General features: G+C 71.1%; 13 protein-coding genes. 5 read left to right on the top strand and 8 right to left on the bottom strand.

What is annotated here, in order from left to right; genetic code table 11:
• Positions 1-12: 12 nt before the first annotated feature.
• The 3 genes from ACFKCF_RS20460 to ACFKCF_RS20470 are packed head-to-tail and all read right to left on the bottom strand — an operon-like array spanning position 13 to position 3,515.
• Positions 13-777 (bottom strand): 3-oxoacyl-ACP reductase, encoded by a 765-nt coding sequence (locus ACFKCF_RS20460; protein ID WP_394495711.1) that lies wholly within the window; start codon positions 775-777, stop codon positions 13-15.
• A 14-nt stretch (positions 778-791) separates the two neighbouring features.
• Entirely contained in the window at positions 792-2,135 is a 1,344-nt protein-coding gene (locus ACFKCF_RS20465; RefSeq protein ID WP_394495712.1) for an aldehyde dehydrogenase family protein, read from the bottom strand.
• A 9-nt stretch (positions 2,136-2,144) separates the two neighbouring features.
• Positions 2,145-3,515, bottom strand: a complete 1,371-nt coding sequence (locus tag ACFKCF_RS20470; RefSeq protein ID WP_394495713.1) for a glutamine synthetase family protein — start codon at positions 3,513-3,515, stop codon at positions 2,145-2,147.
• A gap of 125 nt (positions 3,516-3,640) precedes the next feature.
• Here ACFKCF_RS20470 and ACFKCF_RS20475 point away from each other — a divergent pair, with 125 nt between their 5' ends.
• From ACFKCF_RS20475 to ACFKCF_RS20485, 3 genes are read left to right on the top strand one after another with little or no spacing between them, the layout of a single operon-like run.
• On the top strand, positions 3,641-4,345 hold the full coding sequence (locus ACFKCF_RS20475; RefSeq protein WP_394495715.1) for a FadR/GntR family transcriptional regulator: 705 nt from the start codon (positions 3,641-3,643) through the stop codon (positions 4,343-4,345).
• A gap of 46 nt (positions 4,346-4,391) precedes the next feature.
• Positions 4,392-5,147 (top strand): hypothetical protein, encoded by a 756-nt coding sequence (locus tag ACFKCF_RS20480; protein WP_394495717.1) that lies wholly within the window; start codon positions 4,392-4,394, stop codon positions 5,145-5,147.
• 25 nt (positions 5,148-5,172) lie between these two features.
• On the top strand, positions 5,173-5,397 hold the full coding sequence (locus ACFKCF_RS20485; RefSeq protein WP_394495718.1) for a nucleotidyl transferase AbiEii/AbiGii toxin family protein: 225 nt from the start codon (positions 5,173-5,175) through the stop codon (positions 5,395-5,397).
• On the opposite strand, the gene ACFKCF_RS20490 is transcribed toward ACFKCF_RS20485, so the two are convergent.
• The 5 genes from ACFKCF_RS20490 to ACFKCF_RS20510 all read right to left on the bottom strand — a co-directional run bounded on the left by ACFKCF_RS20490 (position 5,364) and on the right by ACFKCF_RS20510 (position 11,011).
• Positions 5,364-6,164: an SGNH/GDSL hydrolase family protein gene (locus ACFKCF_RS20490; RefSeq protein ID WP_394495720.1), complete on the bottom strand. Its 801-nt coding sequence runs from the start codon at positions 6,162-6,164 to the stop codon at positions 5,364-5,366. The genes ACFKCF_RS20485 and ACFKCF_RS20490 overlap by 34 nt on opposite strands.
• A 37-nt stretch (positions 6,165-6,201) precedes the next feature.
• The gene (locus tag ACFKCF_RS20495) at positions 6,202-6,777 is read right to left on the bottom strand and encodes a PadR family transcriptional regulator (protein WP_394495721.1); all 576 of its coding nucleotides are present in this window, start codon (positions 6,775-6,777) and stop codon (positions 6,202-6,204) included.
• A 59-nt stretch (positions 6,778-6,836) separates the two neighbouring features.
• Complete coding sequence (locus ACFKCF_RS20500; RefSeq protein ID WP_394495722.1) at positions 6,837-8,282, bottom strand: nickel/cobalt transporter; 1,446 nt, start codon at positions 8,280-8,282, stop codon at positions 6,837-6,839.
• Positions 8,279-9,478 carry a tetratricopeptide repeat protein gene (locus ACFKCF_RS20505; RefSeq protein ID WP_394495723.1) on the bottom strand — a complete coding sequence of 400 codons (1,200 nt, stop codon included), beginning with the start codon at positions 9,476-9,478 and terminating at the stop codon, positions 8,279-8,281. The genes ACFKCF_RS20500 and ACFKCF_RS20505 overlap by 4 nt, the downstream gene beginning before the upstream one ends.
• A gap of 156 nt (positions 9,479-9,634) precedes the next feature.
• Positions 9,635-11,011 carry a DUF4331 domain-containing protein gene (locus ACFKCF_RS20510; RefSeq protein WP_394495724.1) on the bottom strand — a complete coding sequence of 459 codons (1,377 nt, stop codon included), beginning with the start codon at positions 11,009-11,011 and terminating at the stop codon, positions 9,635-9,637.
• A 228-nt stretch (positions 11,012-11,239) separates the two neighbouring features.
• Here ACFKCF_RS20510 and ACFKCF_RS20515 point away from each other — a divergent pair, with 228 nt between their 5' ends.
• Together ACFKCF_RS20515 and hutU are read left to right on the top strand one after the other, a co-directional pair.
• Positions 11,240-12,946, top strand: coding sequence for an ABC transporter ATP-binding protein (locus ACFKCF_RS20515; RefSeq protein WP_394495725.1), 1,707 nt, complete (start codon positions 11,240-11,242; stop codon positions 12,944-12,946).
• A 53-nt stretch (positions 12,947-12,999) separates the two neighbouring features.
• Positions 13,000-14,649: a urocanate hydratase gene (gene hutU, locus ACFKCF_RS20520; protein ID WP_394495727.1), complete on the top strand. Its 1,650-nt coding sequence runs from the start codon at positions 13,000-13,002 to the stop codon at positions 14,647-14,649.
• Positions 14,650-14,785: the final 136 nt, after the last annotated feature.

A 14,785-nucleotide genomic window follows, 5' to 3' on the forward strand; every position in this document is an offset into this window, starting at 1 on the left:
CTCGGACCAGAGCTAGAGCGGCGTGACGTAGGCGCCGGAGATGCCTCCGTCCACCAGGAACTCACTACCCGTGATGAACGACGCGTCGTCGCTGGCCAGGAACGCCACCGCCGCCGCGATCTCCGAGGCCTCGGCGAAGCGCCCGACGGGGATGTGCACCAGCCGTCGCTGCGCCCGCTCGGGGTCCTTGGCGAACAGCTCCTGCAGCAGCGGCGTGTTCACCGGCCCGGGGCACAGCGCGTTCACCCTGATGCCCTCCCGGGCGAACTGCACGCCCAGCTCGCGCGACATCGCCAGCACGCCGCCCTTGGAGGCCGTGTAGGAGATCTGCGAGGTGGCCGACCCCATGACGGCCACGAAAGAGGCGGTGTTGATGATCGAGCCCTTGCCCTGCCGCTGCATGTACGGGATGGCGTGCTTGCAGCACAGGTAGACGCTGGTCAGGTTCACCTCCTGGACCCGGCGCCAGGCGTCGATGCCGGTCTGCAGGATCGAGTCGTCGTCGGGCGGCGAGATGCCCGCGTTGTTGAAGGCGATGTCCACGCTGCCGTAGGTGTCGAAGGCCGTCCGGAACATCCTGGCGACGTCGTCCTCGTCGGTGACGTCGGCCTTGACGAAGAGGCCGCCGACCTCGTTCGCGGCCTTGACGCCCGCCTCCTCGTCGACGTCCACGCAGACGACCTTGGCGCCCTCCTCGGCGAACCTGCGTGCCGTGGCCAGCCCGATGCCGCTGCCCGCGCCGGTGATGACGGCCACCCGATCCTGCAAACGCCGCATGTAAGTCACCCTGTTCACTCCGATGCGATGAAGACGTTCTTGGTCTCGGTGAACGCCGCCAGGGCGTCAGGGCCGAGCTCCCTGCCGAGACCGGACTGCTTGAAGCCCCCGAAGGGGGTCCAGTAGCGGACCGACGAGTGCGAGTTGACCGAGAGCGCGCCCGACTCGACGGCCCTGGCCACGCGGAGCGCCCGCCCGACGTCGCGGGTCCAGATGGAGCCGCTCAGGCCGTACGGGGTGTCGTTGGCGATGCGCACGGCCTCCGCCTCGTCCTCGAAGCGCACCACGGACACGACGGGACCGAAGATCTCCTCGGTGAACGCCGGGTCGGTGAGCTCGGGCGTCAGCACGGTCGGCGGGAACCAGTAGCCCCTGCCCTCGGGGCAGGACCCCTGCAGGTAGGGGGCGCCCTGGACGAAGCCGCGCACCCGGTCGAGGTGCTCTGGGCTGATCAGCGGGCCCATCTCGGTGCCCTCGTCGAGCGGGTCGCCGACCTTGACGCCCCGCACGGCCGCCGACAGGCGCTCCATGAACTCGTCGTACACGTCGGCCTGGACGAGGAGGCGGGAGCGGGCGCAGCAGTCCTGGCCCGAGTTGTCGAAGACCGCGTACGGCGCCGTCCTCGCGGCCTTGTCGAGATCCGCGTCGGCGAAGACGATGTTGGCGGACTTGCCGCCCAGCTCCAGCGTGACCCGCTTGACCTGCCGTGCCGCCTTGGCGGCGATCTCCTTGCCCACCTCGGTCGAGCCGGTGAACACGATCTTCGCCACGCCGGGATGCTCGACGAGCCGGGCCCCCGCGACCTCCCCTGCCCCAGGCAGCACCTGGAGCACCCCCTCGGGGAGGCCCGCGGCGAGGGCCAGCTCCGCCAGCCTCAGCGCGGTCAGCGGGGTCCATTCGGCCGGCTTGACGATCACCGTGTTGCCGGCCGCGAGCGCCGGGGCCACGCCCCAGGTCATGATCACCATGGGGAAGTTCCACGGCACGATGACGCCGACGACGCCCAGCGGCTCCTGGAACGTGATGTCCACGCCGCCCGGCACCGGGATCTGCCTGCCGTGGTTGCGCTCGGGGGCGCCGGCGTAGAAGTGCAGCACGTCGCGTACGTTGCCGGCCTCCCACCGGGCGTTCCCGATCGGGTGCCCGGCGTTGGCCAACTCCAGCCGCGCCAGCTCCCCGCCGTGCTCGTCCACCAGGTCGGCGAACCTGCGCAGCAGCCGTGCCCGGTCCCCGGGCGACACCTCGCGCCAGGTCGCGTACGCGTCCCTGGCACGCTCCACCGCCCGGTCCACCTCGGCGGCGTCGGCCAGTTCGACGTCGGCGAGGACGTCCTCCGTCGCCGGATTAACGATCTTCATGTGCTTCTTTCACATCCGCTCGAAACCACGCAACAGCTCCCAGTCCGTCACCGCCGCGTCGAACGCGGCCAGTTCCACGCGCGCGTTGTTGGCGTAGTGCTCGACCACGTCCTCGCCGAACGTCTCGCGGGCCAGCTTCGACCCCTCGAACAGCGCCAGCGCGTCCCGCAGCGTGTGGGGCACGCTCTCGGCGCCGGAGTCGTAGGCGTTGCCCTCGAACGCGCTCTCCAGCGGCAGCTCGTTGTCGATGCCGTGCAGCCCGGCCGCGATCAGCGCGGACACCGCGAGGTAGGGGTTGACGTCGCCGCCCGGCACCCGGTTCTCCACGCGCAGGGACGGGCCGTGGCCGACGAGCCGGAGCGAGCAGGTGCGGTTGTCCACGCCCCACTTGACGGCCGTGGGCGCGAAGCTGCCGGGGACGTAGCGCTTGTAGGAGTTGATGTTGGGGGCGTACAGGAGGGTGAGCTCGCGCAGGCAGGCGAGCTGCCCGGCGATGAAGTGGGCGCCGAGCGGGGAGAGCCCGTGCGGCCCGTCGCCCGCCATCACCGGATCCCCGTCGCTGCCGCGCAGCGAGATGTGGATGTGGCAGGAGTTGCCCTCGCGCTGGTTGGGCTTGGCCATGAAGGTGATCGACTTGCCCTCCTGGGCGGCGATCTCCTTGGCGCCGTTCTTGTAGATGACGTGGTGGTCGCAGGTCCTGAGCGCCTCGTCGTAGCGGAAGGCGATCTCGTGCTGGCCCAGGTTGCATTCGCCCTTGGCGGACTCGACGTACAGGCCGGCGCCTTCCATGTTCCGGCGGATCCGCCGCAGCAGCGGCTCGATGCGGGCGGTGCCGAGCAGCGAATAGTCCACGTTGTAGAGGTTGGACGGTGACATGTCCCGGTAGCCGCGCTTCCAGGCGTCCTCGTAGCTGTCCTCGTAGACGCAGAACTCCAGCTCGGTGCCCACGTACGCGCCCAGCCCCCGCTCGGCGAGGCGGGCGAGCTGCCTGCGCAGGATCTGCCGGGGGGAGGCGGTCACGTCGCCGCCGCCCTCCCAGGCGAGGTCGGCCATCAGCATGGCGGTCCCCTCGTGCCACGGCACCCTGCGCAGCGTGGCGAGGTCGGGCTTCATCACGAAGTCGCCGTAGCCACGCTCCCAGGAGGACATCGCGTACCCGCCGACGGTGTTCATGTCCACGTCTACGGCGAGCAGGTAGTTGCACCCCTCGGAGCCGTGGTGCAGCACCTCTTCGAGGAAATAGCGGGCGGACAGCCTCTTTCCCTGCAACCTGCCCTGCATGTCGGCGATCGCGAGCAGCACGGTGTCGATGCGCCCGAGCGCCACCTCGTCACGCAGCTCGCTGACGGAAAGGAAGCCGGTGCTCGATCTCTCGCTCACGCTATCCCCGCTCCGATCTGGCCAGAGGCGCTTTCCCGTTGATTGGGCTAGTCTTAGACCATTGATGTGTATGGCGGGATCCGTTGTCAAGACCTGAGGACACGTTGGACGAGTCGGCGCGTTTGATGACGGTGTTGCGCCCGGTGCGGGCCGGCAACGCCTTCGAGGAGACGGTGGAACGGCTGCTCCAGGCCATCAAGCTCGGTGTGGTCCCGCCCGGCGACAAGCTGCCGCCGGAGCGCGAGCTGGCCGTGCGGCTCGGCATCAGCCGGGTCACCCTGCGCGAGGCGATCCGCGCGCTCTCGGACGCGGGCTACCTCGACGTGCGAAGGGGCCGGTACGGGGGTGCCTTCGTCACCTACGTCCCGCCCAAACCGGACGCGGGCGATCTGCGGCAGGTCGTGGCGGAGATGGGCAGCGACGACCTGTCGGACGCGCTCACGTTCCGCCTGGCGGTGGAGTGCGGGGCGGCCCAGGTGCTGGCCACGTCCGGCCTCCCGCAGGACAAGCGGGAGCTGCTCCTGCGCCGGCTGTCGGAGCTGAACGACGCCCCGATCGAGGACTACCGCCGCCTCGACACGGCCTTCCACCTGTCCATCGCCGAGCTGACCGGCTCGTCCCTGCTCGCCACGGCGTGCGCGGACGCCCGCTCGCGGGTGAGCGACCTGCTGAACGCGATCCCCATGCTCCAGGTCAACCTGGATCACGCCGCCGGCCAGCACCAGGCCATCGTGGACGCCATCCTGGCCGGCGACCCTGACGGAGCCCGCCGGGCGGTCACCGAGCACCTGGAAGGCACAGCAGCCCTTTTGCGGGCCTTCCTCGCTTGACGGTCAAGAAGGTGCAGGGGCCCTCGTACCATCTCTTTCTAGAGTCATGGGGAACTGGTTCGAGCACAACATCGTCGCAACAGGACGGCTGCCGCTGTTCTGTTATTTCGTCACGCTCATCGTGGCGTTCATCGCCACGCGCATCAACGTCCGCCTGATCAGGGCGAAGATCGGCTGGTTCCGTAACGTGAACGTGGGCGAGATGCACATCCACCACGCCGTGTTCGGGGTCGTGCTGATGCTGGTCGGCGGGGTCAGCGGGCTCATCGTCTCCTCCGCCTCGCAGGTCGGCTACGTCGCCGCGGCCTGCATCTTCGGCATCGGGTCCGCGCTCGTGCTGGACGAGTTCGCGCTGATCCTGCACCTGCACGACGTGTACTGGGAGGAGGAGGGGCGCACCTCGGTGGACGCGGTCTTCATCGCGATCGCCGTCACGGGCCTGCTCCTCATCGGCCTGCGCCCGCTGACCTGGGACTACGGCACCCCGGTCAACCCGGCCGCGCTCATCGTGGCCAACCTGGCCCTCGCCGTCGTCACCCTGCTCAAGGGCAAGATCTGGACGGGGATGGCCGGCCTGTTCGTGCCGCCGATGCTGGTGGTGGGCGCGCTCCGGCTGGCCCGCCCCGGCTCCCCGTGGGCCCGCTGGTTCTTCGCCCAGCGCTCGCCGCGCAAGATGGCCAGGGCCATCCACCGGGAGGAACGGTGGCGGCGTCCGGCGATCAGGGCCAAGATCGCCTTCCAGGAGTTCCTCTCAGGGCGTCACGATCTCCCTTCCACGCGGCGCAGCCGTCGGCATACTTGATGTACGAGATCCTGATCACCGCCTGATGCGCTTTCCGCCCTTCCAGGAGCGGTTGCTCCAGGCGGTGATGCCTGCCTGCGACCGCTACGGACTGGTGCTCGCGGGCGGACATGCGATCAGGGCGCACGGCTTCACCGACCGGCCCAGCAAGGATCTCGACTTCGCCACGGCGCAGGAGATGCCGCTGCCCGAAGTGGCCGAGGGCGTCGACATCGACTACGACGACCCGGATTTGCCGGATATCGACTGATTTCCAGCGATCACCGGGGTGAGCAGCGGGCGTTTGGCGGCGCGGCCGTCGCCGGAGGATCGGCCGCGCAGACGGCGGGCGATCCACGGGCCGGCGAAGGTGGCCAGCCAGCGCAGCTCCCCCGACGCCGTGCGCCAGGCGCCCAGGGCGGGCAGCGGCGTCAGGGGCGCCATCCAGGCGGCGTCGCTGCCGGGCAGCTCCAGGGCATGGGCCACGGCGGCGGCGAAGCGGGTGTGCCCGGCCGGGCTCGCGTGCAGCCGGTCGGCGCTCCACATCCGGGCGTCCGTGAAGTCGAGCGGGAACGTGTCCAGCAGCGTGACCCCCGGGCGGGCGGCGGCGACGCGGACGCGGGCGTTGAAGTCGATCAGCCTGGGCCGGAGCGGGCGGGCCATCGGCGCGATCCTGGCGATGTCGGGGAAGGTCATGGTGACCACGTGCACGCCCGCGGCCGTCAGCCGGACGATCATGTCTTCCACGATGCCCGCCACCCTGGCGGCGTCGAAGCCGGGGCGGATGATGTCGTTCATGCCCGCCATGACCGTGACCAGGTCGGGCCGCAGCGCCAGGGCGGCGGGCAGTTGCTCGGCCTGGATCTCGGCCGCCTGGCGGCCGCGGACCGCGAGGTTGGCGTAGAGCAGGTCCGGGTTGGCGGCGGCCAGGTGCTCGGCGAGGCGGTCGGCCCAGCCGCGGTGGCCGGTGACGTCGTCGCCGTCCCCGAGCCCTTCGGTCTGGCTGTCGCCGATGGCGACGTAACGCGCGTAGGTCATGAGGCGGTCCTTCCAGCCGGGACGTGGCGCGTGCGGGTCATGATCTCGTCCTCTCCTCGTGGGCCGCGCGTTCTGTCAGGGTCCGGGCGGTCTCCCGGCACCAGTCGCGCATCTCGCGTTCCAGGCGGCAGCCGGCCAGGCAGGACAGGTAGGGGCCGACGTGCTCGCCCTGGCGCAGGAACGTCTCCTCGTCCAGGTCGCCGCGCATGAGCAGGAGAGCCTGCTCGAAGAAGGCGAGCTTGGCCGCGGCCTCCTCGGCGCGTTCGAGGAGCTGCTCGATCACCGGCGCGGGGTCGACCCGATCCACGGCGTGCACCTTGACGGCCAGGTCGTCGCGGATGAGCAGGGGCTTGGACGGGGTCGCCGCGAAGGCCGCCAGCTCGGTGGCCCCGGTGTCGGTGACCGTGAACACCCGCTTGTTGGGGCGGCCCCGCTGGACGACCTCGCGGCCCGCGATCAGCCCGTCGGACTCGAGCTTGGTCAGCTCGGCGTAGAGCTGCTGGGGGGAGGCGTACCAGAAGTTGGAGACGCCGACGTCGAAGATCTTGGTGAGCTGGTAGCCGCTGTACTCGTCGCCGAGCAGCGCCGCCAGCACGGCGTGCTTCAGAGCCACGGATACTCAAGTTTTTGAGTAGTCACGGGTGTGACTATAGGCGCGTGGGCGTACCGGCGCTAGAGGGTGGCCACCGAGCGGAGGGCCAGGCCCGCGCCGAGCAGCACCACCATCGCGGCCGTGCCCACCGGGGCCAGGCCCGAGAGCCTGGCGGCCAGGCGGCGGCCCGCAGAGGCGCGCTGTTCCAGGCGGTCCACCAGCTTGACCAGCAGGAGGCCGGTGACGGTGAGGGTGGCGGCCATGCCGATGCCGTACGCGGTCACCAGCGCCACGCCGAACCAGGTGCGGCCGAGCGCGATGGCGCCGAGGAGGACGACGAGCGCCGAAGGGCTGGGAACGAGCCCGCCCGCGATGCCGAGACCCACCAGCCCTGCCCGTTTTGTCGCCTGCTCGCCGCCGTGCCTGTGCCCGTGCCCATGGCCATGGCCGTGGCCATGGTCGTGCGGGGAGGTGCCGCGGCGGGCGTTCAGGAGGAGGCGGAAGCCGATGACGGCGATCAGCGCTCCGCTGGCCACCCCCAGCCACGCCAGCACGGACTCGCCCGCCAGCGCCGTGAACGCGCTCAGCAGCAGCCCCACCACCAGCACCCCGACCGTGTGCGTGGCCGTCACCGTCGCGCCCACCACGAGCGCGTCGCGCGGGCGGCCACGCCGCCCGGCCAGGTACGCGGCCATGACGGTCTTGCCGTGCCCGGGGATCAGCGCGTGCCCGGCGCCCAGCACCGCGGCCAGCCCGACCGCCAGCAGCCCGAGCGGGAGCGTCAGCGTGTCGGAGCCGATCAGCCCGGCGAACGTCCGGTCCAGGGCGGCCAGGGCGTCCCCGATCGGCCCGCCGATGCCGATCCCGCCGGACACGGTGCCGCCGGGAGCGCCGGAGCCGCCCTGGCCGGGCAGGCCCGCGCCGGGTACGGCGGTCATCGTCGCGGTGCGCTGGTCGAGCGGGTCGGCCAGCAGATCCTCGGGGTAGGCGTGCAGTTCCTTGCTCACGCTCACCGGCGGCACCGACGAGCGGACCAGCCGCACCCCGTCGCCCACCGCCGTGATCTCCCGCCAGCCGATCCTGTCCTGCTCGAACCCGTCGGCGAACTCCACGGCCCCCGAGGCGCGGACTTCGGCCACGAGCCGGCAGGTCAGGCGGCTGGTCTGGAGACCCCCTTGGCCGGGGGCGTAGGCGAAGCCGGAGCCGGCCACCCGCCACGGCACCGTCCTGCCCGCCACCGTCAGCCGCTGGGCGGCGGCCAGCGCGCCGCAGCGGCGAGCCGCGTACGAGGCGTCCACCTGCGGCCTGGCCTGCAGCGTGGGCAGTTCGGCCGCGTCCACGACGGCGAGGTTGCGCACGTCGGAGGGCGAGATCCGCAGCCCGTTGTAGTGGTTGACGGTGAAGTTGCCCAGCGGGTGCATCACCACGGGCGCCGCCTTGGCCACGGCCGCCAGGACGACGCTCAGGCACAGCGACAGCACGAGGCCCGTCGCGACGGACAGCAGACCGAGCCGGATGACTCTCATGAGAACCTCGCCAGTGCGGACAGTGTCGGATCGAAGCCGGCGTCCACCTTGACGGACCGGCCCAGCGCCTGCTCGATCTTGGCGCGGTGGTACTTCAGCAGCGGGTTCTGCCAGCCCGTCGCCGTGGCCTTCTTCGCGTAAGGCAGCGCCTCGGCCGGCTTGCCCGCCTTGAACAGGGCCCAGGCGAGGGCGTCGGCGGCGACGAGGTTCGGGTTGCGCGCGTACTCGGCCCTGGCATGCTCGACCGCCAGCGCCGGGTCCCCGTGGTCGGCCTCGAACTCGGCCCAGGTCAGGTCGTCACGCACACCCGCGGCCTGGAACAGCTTGCGCTGCGCCTTCAGCAGGGTCCAGTCGGCGGGCCGGCCCGCCTTGATCTGGGTCTCGCCCTGCTCGATCAGGTATTGGGGGAGCGGGAGGCGTTCGACGACGCTCTGGTAGAGGCCGAGCGCCTCGGTCAGCCGGCCGCTCAGCGCGGCGGTCCTGGCCTGGCCGGCGAGCGCCGGGGTGTAGCCGGGGTAGGCCTGCAGCGCCTTGGCGTACCAGCCGGCCGCCGTGGCCAGGTCGCCGGAGTGGAGGGCCAGCTCGCCCAGGTAGTAGCGGGCGTAGGCGAGGTCGGCCGGCTGCCACGCGTCGCTCTGCGCCATTTCGAGGTATTCGCGGGCTTTGGCCCGGTCGCCGCGCAGCTCGGCCGCGTACGAGGCGCGGGCGAAGGCCGCCACGCCGGGGCGCAGGCCCAGCATCTCGTCCACGGCTCGCTGCGCTCCGGGCAGGTCCCCGAGCTGCGTCTTCGCGTCGGCCAGCACGCCGTAGGCCGGTGCGCCGTACGGGTTGACGCCGATCGCGCGCTCGGCCAGCCGCACCGCCTCGGCGAACTCGTGGCGGCCGGCGGCCAGCGCCGCCTGGCCGGTGAGCACCGCGTCGTCCTCGGCCCTCAGCTTGGCGGCGGTGGTGATCGCGCCCTCCGCCTTCGTGTAGTACGACGGGTCGCCGGTGATCCTGGCCTGGTCGACGTACTGGGAGGAGAGCTGGGCCCAGCCGCGGTAGTCGCCCGGCAGGCGCTTGAGCCGCTCCTGCAGTGTCTCGGTGGACGGCTTGTCCGCCACCGGCCCCGGCGCGGGCGCCGCCGAGAAGGAGAAGATCGTGAAGGCGGCGGCCCCGAGGAGGGCAAGCCCGGCGAATATCACGAAGGCACGCATGTCCAAGGCTCCAGGGTGCTGGGGAGTCGGCCGGCCGGCCGTGACGGGGAGCACGGCTGGCCGGCCTCAGGTCGGCGGCAGACGGTGGGAGAAGGGTGGCCTGCCGCCGGGGGGACTGACCGGCCCGCTTGGAGAGGGGGCAGGCCGGTCGGGGAGTCAGCGCTGGTTCACCGCGACGTTGCCGGGCAGCGGGATGTACGGGAACGACTGCAGAATCGGCTTGTCGTTCCTGTCCACCTTGTCCGTCAGCCCGGGCACGAGCTTGCCGGTCAGCGCGGCGCCGGCCACGGCCTGCAGCTCGATGTCCACGACGTCGTCGATGAGCCGGCGGCCGTTCGGGAAGCCCTGCAGGTCGCCGGCCAGCACGCCGAGGCGGTTCGGGTCCTTCGCGGGCGGGATCGCCATGTTCAGCCGCAGCATCTCGGAGGGGCGCAGCTTGCCCGCGTCCTTGTTGAGCACCTGCGAGTTCAAATCGGCCTTGATCGGGCCGTTCTGCTTGGCGATGCCGGTCAGGAAGATCTCGACCAGGTCGTTGCGCGGGGTCGCGGGGGCCTTGATGCCGTAGATGGCCTCCAGCAGCCTGGCCACCTCGGGGTCGATGACCCGCTTGACCAGCGGCGCCACGTCGGCGTCCTTCTCCGGGGGCAGGGCGTTGAAGGCGTCCTTGAGCCCGGCGGGCGAGACGACCTCGTTCACCAGCGGGTTGCACAGGCGCGAGACCTGCACGTACCTGCTGCCGTTGAACTTGTCGGTGGTCGAGCAGACGCCGATCACCGGGTTGCGCCTGACGTCGCCCTTGAGCGCCAGCTCGGAGGAGGGCACCTGGAGGGCCACGCTGTTCACGTTGTAACCCCTGGTGGTGTCCTGGCCGACCTCGGACAGGTTGCCGCCGTAGAGCAGGTCGAACACGCGCAGGTCCAGGAAGAACGCCTCGTCCGCCTGGCCGGCGAACGACTTGCCGCCGCCCGGCAGGCTCCTGATGGACTGGGCGCGCAGGGTGCCGTAGTCGGGCATCGAGGCCGGGCCGACGTTGCTCGGCGCGACGATGCCGTCGCCGACCAGCGTCCGGGTGCCGCTGGGAGTGATCTTCCTGAGCGTGTAGCGCTGGCGGAAGAGCAGGTTGGGGTCGTCGAGCGAGGTGACGGGGCCGTTGTTGTACAGGAACGTGGTGTTGCCGCGCCTGTCCTCGTTGCGGAACGTCCACTCGTACGTGATGTCGGGCCTGGCGTCGCCGTCGTTGTCGATCTTTATGTTGTAGCGGGACCTGGTGGCGAACGGGTAGAAGTTCGGGCCGCCGTGAGGCTCCTCGAACGGGATCCAGTTGGCCAGCAGGGTCACCGTGTCGGCCTTGTCAGGGCTCACGAACGCGTACACGTCCGTGTTGTCGTGCTGGGGGTCGCCCGCGATCATGGGAGCCTCGCGGTGCGAGGAAGCGATGCCGGAGTCGGTACGGAGCACGGCCAACGACGACGCGGCGACAGCTGCGGCGAGGCCAAGTCCGACCAGAGCGCGCCGGTTGATCCGGAGCTCCATTTTCGGTCCTTTCGAAGGGCTGATCGGGTACTGCGAGGTTCCGGCCGGGTTCCTCGACGCCCTATTCGTCTGCCGGACGCTTCCGGATGTCGTCTCCTCCTCAAGAATGAGGGTCAACGAAAGTTGACATACTTAGGTCGTCAATTTAGGTTGACCCTGTCGACGTGGTGCGGATCGCGCGGTCCCGTTCGTTGGAGCAAGTCGAGACATGTCGTGGAAGGAGATGTGGTGGTCAAGGAGTTGCTCTCCCACGTCCGCCCGCACCGGAAGATCCTGGTCCTGGGCGGGTTATTGGGCTTGATCGGCTCGGCGGCGGGTCTCGCCATGCCGTTGCTGGCCAAGTACGTCGTGGACGCGTTCGGCAAGGCCGGCTCGATGGCCGGGCCGCTGTTGGGGCTGACCGCGGCGGTGCTGATCGGCGCGGTCGTGTCGGCCGCCGGAAGCTATCTGATGGAGCGCACGGGCGAGGGCATCGTGCTCGGCGCGCGGCGCAAGCTCGTCGACCGGATGCTGCGCCTCAAGGTCGCCGACGTGGACCGGCTCAAACCCGGCGACCTGCTGTCGCGGGTGACGGGTGACACGACCTTGCTGCGGGCCGTGCTGACCAACGGGATCGTCGAGTCCGTCAGCGCCGCGTTCATGCTGGTCGGGGCGATCGTCATGATGGCGACCATGGACGGCGTGCTGCTGCTGGTCACGCTGCTCATAGTCGTGGTGATCGGCGGGCTCGTCGGGCTGATCATGCCGAGGATCCAGCGGGCGCAGACCCACGCGCAGGAGGCCGTGGGCGAGATGGGGGCCGTGCTGGACCGGGCGCTGCAGGCGTACCGGACCGTCAAGGCCAGCGGCGCGGAGGAGCGGGAGATCGCGGTGGTGGGCGACGCGGCGGTGCGCGCCCGCGACCGGGGGCTGCAGGTCGCCGGCTGGACGTCGCTCGCGGGAGTGGCGACGTGGATGGCGGTGCAGATCGCGTTCCTCGCCGTGCTGGCCGTCGGCGGGGCCAGGGTCGCGTCGGGCACGCTGGAGGTGTCGTCGCTGATCGCGTTCCTGCTGTACCTGTTCTACCTGGTGCCGCCGATCGGGCAGCTCGTCCAGGGCGGCGTCCAGCTCCAGCAGGGGCTGGCCGCGATGAAGCGGATCAAGGAGATCGAGGATCTGCCCGCCGAGCCGGTCAGTGCCGCCGTCGCGGGGACCGCCGAGCCGGTCGGGGTGACGTTCCAGGACGTGGTCTTCAAGTACGGCGACGACCGGCCGACCGTGCACGACGGGGTCACCTTCGAGGTCCCGCCTGGCGGGCTGACCGCGCTGGTGGGGCCGTCGGGCGCGGGCAAGTCGACGGTGTTCGCGCTGATCGAGCGCTTCTACGACCACCAGAAGGGGCTCATCGCCGTCGGCGGGCGCGACATCCGCGACTGGCCGCTGGGCGAGCTGCGGGCCGCCCTCGGGTACGTCGAGCAGGACGCCCCCGTGCTGGCCGGCACCCTTCGGGAGAACCTGCTGTTCGCCGCCCAGGACGCCACCGAGGACGAGCTGCGCCGGGCCGTCGCCCGCACCCGGCTCGACGACCTGGTGGACAGGCTGCCCGAAGGGCTGGAGACGCCGGTCGGGCACCGCGGCGTGCTGCTGTCGGGCGGCGAGCGCCAGCGCGTCGCCATCGCCAGGGCGCTGCTGCGCAAGCCCAGGCTGCTGCTGCTCGACGAGGCCACCTCCCAGCTCGACGCGGTCAACGAGCTGCGGCTGCGCGAGGTCATCGCCGAGGTGGCCACCGAGACGACCGTGCTGGTGATCGCCCACCGGCTGTCCACCGTGACGAACGCCGACCGGATCGTGGTCATGGAAGGGGGCGGCGTGCGGGCGGTCGGGACGCACGAGTCGCTGGTCGGGGAGGACGAGCTCTACCGGGAGTTGGCCGCCACCCAGTTCCTCGTCAGTTAATCGTTGTACCCTGCGGGTGACAAATGTGAATGTTTTCATTCAGGAGGGTCACGATGAGCCGCAGCGTGCGCGCGCCGCGAGGCACGACGATCACCGCCAAGGGGTGGCCGCAGGAGGCGGCGCTCCGCATGCTCCAGAACAACCTGGACCCGGAGGTCGCCGAGCACCCCGAGCAGCTGGTCGTCTACGGCGGCTCGGGCAAGGCGGCGCGTGACTGGGCGTCGTTCGACGCGATGGTCAGGACGCTGACGACGCTCGAGGGCGACGAGACCCTCCTGGTCCAGTCGGGGCGCCCGGTGGGCGTGTTCCGCACCCACGAGTGGGCGCCCCGGGTGCTCATCGCCAACTCCAACCTCGTGCCCGACTGGGCCAACTGGGAGGAGTTCCGGCGGCTGGAGGCGGCCGGGCTCACCATGTACGGGCAGATGACCGCCGGGTCGTGGATCTACATCGGCACGCAGGGCATCCTTCAGGGGACGTACGAGACGTTCGCGGCCGTGGCCGCCAAACGCTTCGGCGGGTCGCTGGCCGGGACGATCACGCTGACGGCCGGGCTCGGCGGGATGGGCGGAGCCCAGCCCCTGGCCGTCACCATGAACGGCGGGGTGGCGATCTGCGTCGACTGCGACCCGCGCTCGGTCGCCCGGCGGATCGAGCACCGCTACCTCGACGTGGAGGCGTCGTCGCTGGACGAGGCGCTGCGGCTGGCGTACGCGGCGCGCGACGAGCGCCGTCCCCTGTCCATCGGGGTCGTCGCCAACGCCGCGGAGGCCGTGCCCGACCTGCTCGCCCGCGGGGCCGAGATCGACATCGTCACCGACCAGACCTCGGCGCACGACCCGCTGATGTACCTGCCGCTGGGGGTCGCCTTCGAGGACATGGCCTCGGAGCGGGACAAGGACCCCGCCGGCTTCACCGAGCGGGCCCGGACCTCGATGGCGCGGCACGTGGAGGCGATGGTCGGGTTCAAGGACGCCGGGGCGGAGGTGTTCGACTACGGCAACTCCATCCGGGGCGAAGCGCAGCTGGCCGGCTACGGGCGGGCCTTCGACTTCCCGGGGTTCGTGCCCGCCTACATCAGGCCGCTGTTCTGCGAGGGCAAGGGCCCGTTCCGGTGGGCCGCCCTGAGCGGCGACCCCGCCGACATCGCCGCGACCGACCGGGCCATCCTGGAGCTCTTCCCCGAGAACGAGCCACTCGCTCGCTGGATCAGGAAGGCCGGGGAGAAGGTCCACTTCCAGGGGCTGCCCGCGCGGATCTGCTGGCTCGGCTACGGCGAGCGGAACGTCGCGGGGGAGCGCTTCAACGACATGGTGGCCTCGGGCGAGCTGCGGGCGCCGATCGTGATCGGGCGCGACCACCTCGACAGCGGCTCCGTGGCCTCGCCGTACCGCGAGACGGAGGCCATGGCGGACGGGTCGGACGCGATCGCGGACTGGCCGCTGCTGAACGCCATGCTCAACACGGCCTCCGGGGCCGCCTGGGTGTCCATCCACCACGGGGGCGGGGTCGGGATCGGGCGCTCCATCCACGCCGGCCAGGTGACGGTGGCCGACGGGACGGCGCTGGCGGGGGAGAAGCTGAACCGCGTGCTGACCAACGACCCCGGGACGGGGGTCATGCGGCACGTGGACGCGGGCTACGAGGAGGCCGCCGACGTGGCCGCCGCCCGCGGCGTCCGCATCCCGATGCGCGAGTCCTGACCCTGCGCGCCTCCGCCCCCCACCGGCACCGCCCTCGGTGGGGGCCGTGGGGATGGTGGGATGAGAATGCGGGGTGGGAAGCGTTGGAGGTGGCGTGGCGGACGGATATCACGGTGGACTGGGTGTGCTGCTGGAT

The sequence above is a fragment of the Nonomuraea sp. JJY05 genome (assembly GCF_043496855.1).
In the GTDB taxonomy this organism is placed as follows: Bacteria; Actinomycetota; Actinomycetes; order Streptosporangiales; family Streptosporangiaceae; genus Nonomuraea.

Bases quoted from the DNA above. Each gene is read 5' to 3' on its own strand.
- ACFKCF_RS20460 (WP_394495711.1), bottom strand. From the start codon at position 777: ATGCGGCGTTTGCAGGATCGGGTGGCCGTCATCACCGGCGCGGGCAGC.
- ACFKCF_RS20465 (WP_394495712.1), bottom strand. From the start codon at position 2,135: ATGAAGATCGTTAATCCGGCGACGGAGGACGTCCTCGCCGACGTCGAA.
- ACFKCF_RS20475 (WP_394495715.1), top strand. From the start codon at position 3,641: ATGACGGTGTTGCGCCCGGTGCGGGCCGGCAACGCCTTCGAGGAGACG.
- ACFKCF_RS20480 (WP_394495717.1), top strand. From the start codon at position 4,392: ATGGGGAACTGGTTCGAGCACAACATCGTCGCAACAGGACGGCTGCCG.
- ACFKCF_RS20485 (WP_394495718.1), top strand. From the start codon at position 5,173: ATGCGCTTTCCGCCCTTCCAGGAGCGGTTGCTCCAGGCGGTGATGCCT.
- ACFKCF_RS20490 (WP_394495720.1), bottom strand. From the start codon at position 6,164: ATGACCTACGCGCGTTACGTCGCCATCGGCGACAGCCAGACCGAAGGG.
- ACFKCF_RS20500 (WP_394495722.1), bottom strand. From the start codon at position 8,282: ATGAGAGTCATCCGGCTCGGTCTGCTGTCCGTCGCGACGGGCCTCGTG.
- ACFKCF_RS20505 (WP_394495723.1), bottom strand. From the start codon at position 9,478: ATGCGTGCCTTCGTGATATTCGCCGGGCTTGCCCTCCTCGGGGCCGCC.
- ACFKCF_RS20510 (WP_394495724.1), bottom strand. From the start codon at position 11,011: ATGGAGCTCCGGATCAACCGGCGCGCTCTGGTCGGACTTGGCCTCGCC.
- hutU (WP_394495727.1), top strand. From the start codon at position 13,000: ATGAGCCGCAGCGTGCGCGCGCCGCGAGGCACGACGATCACCGCCAAG.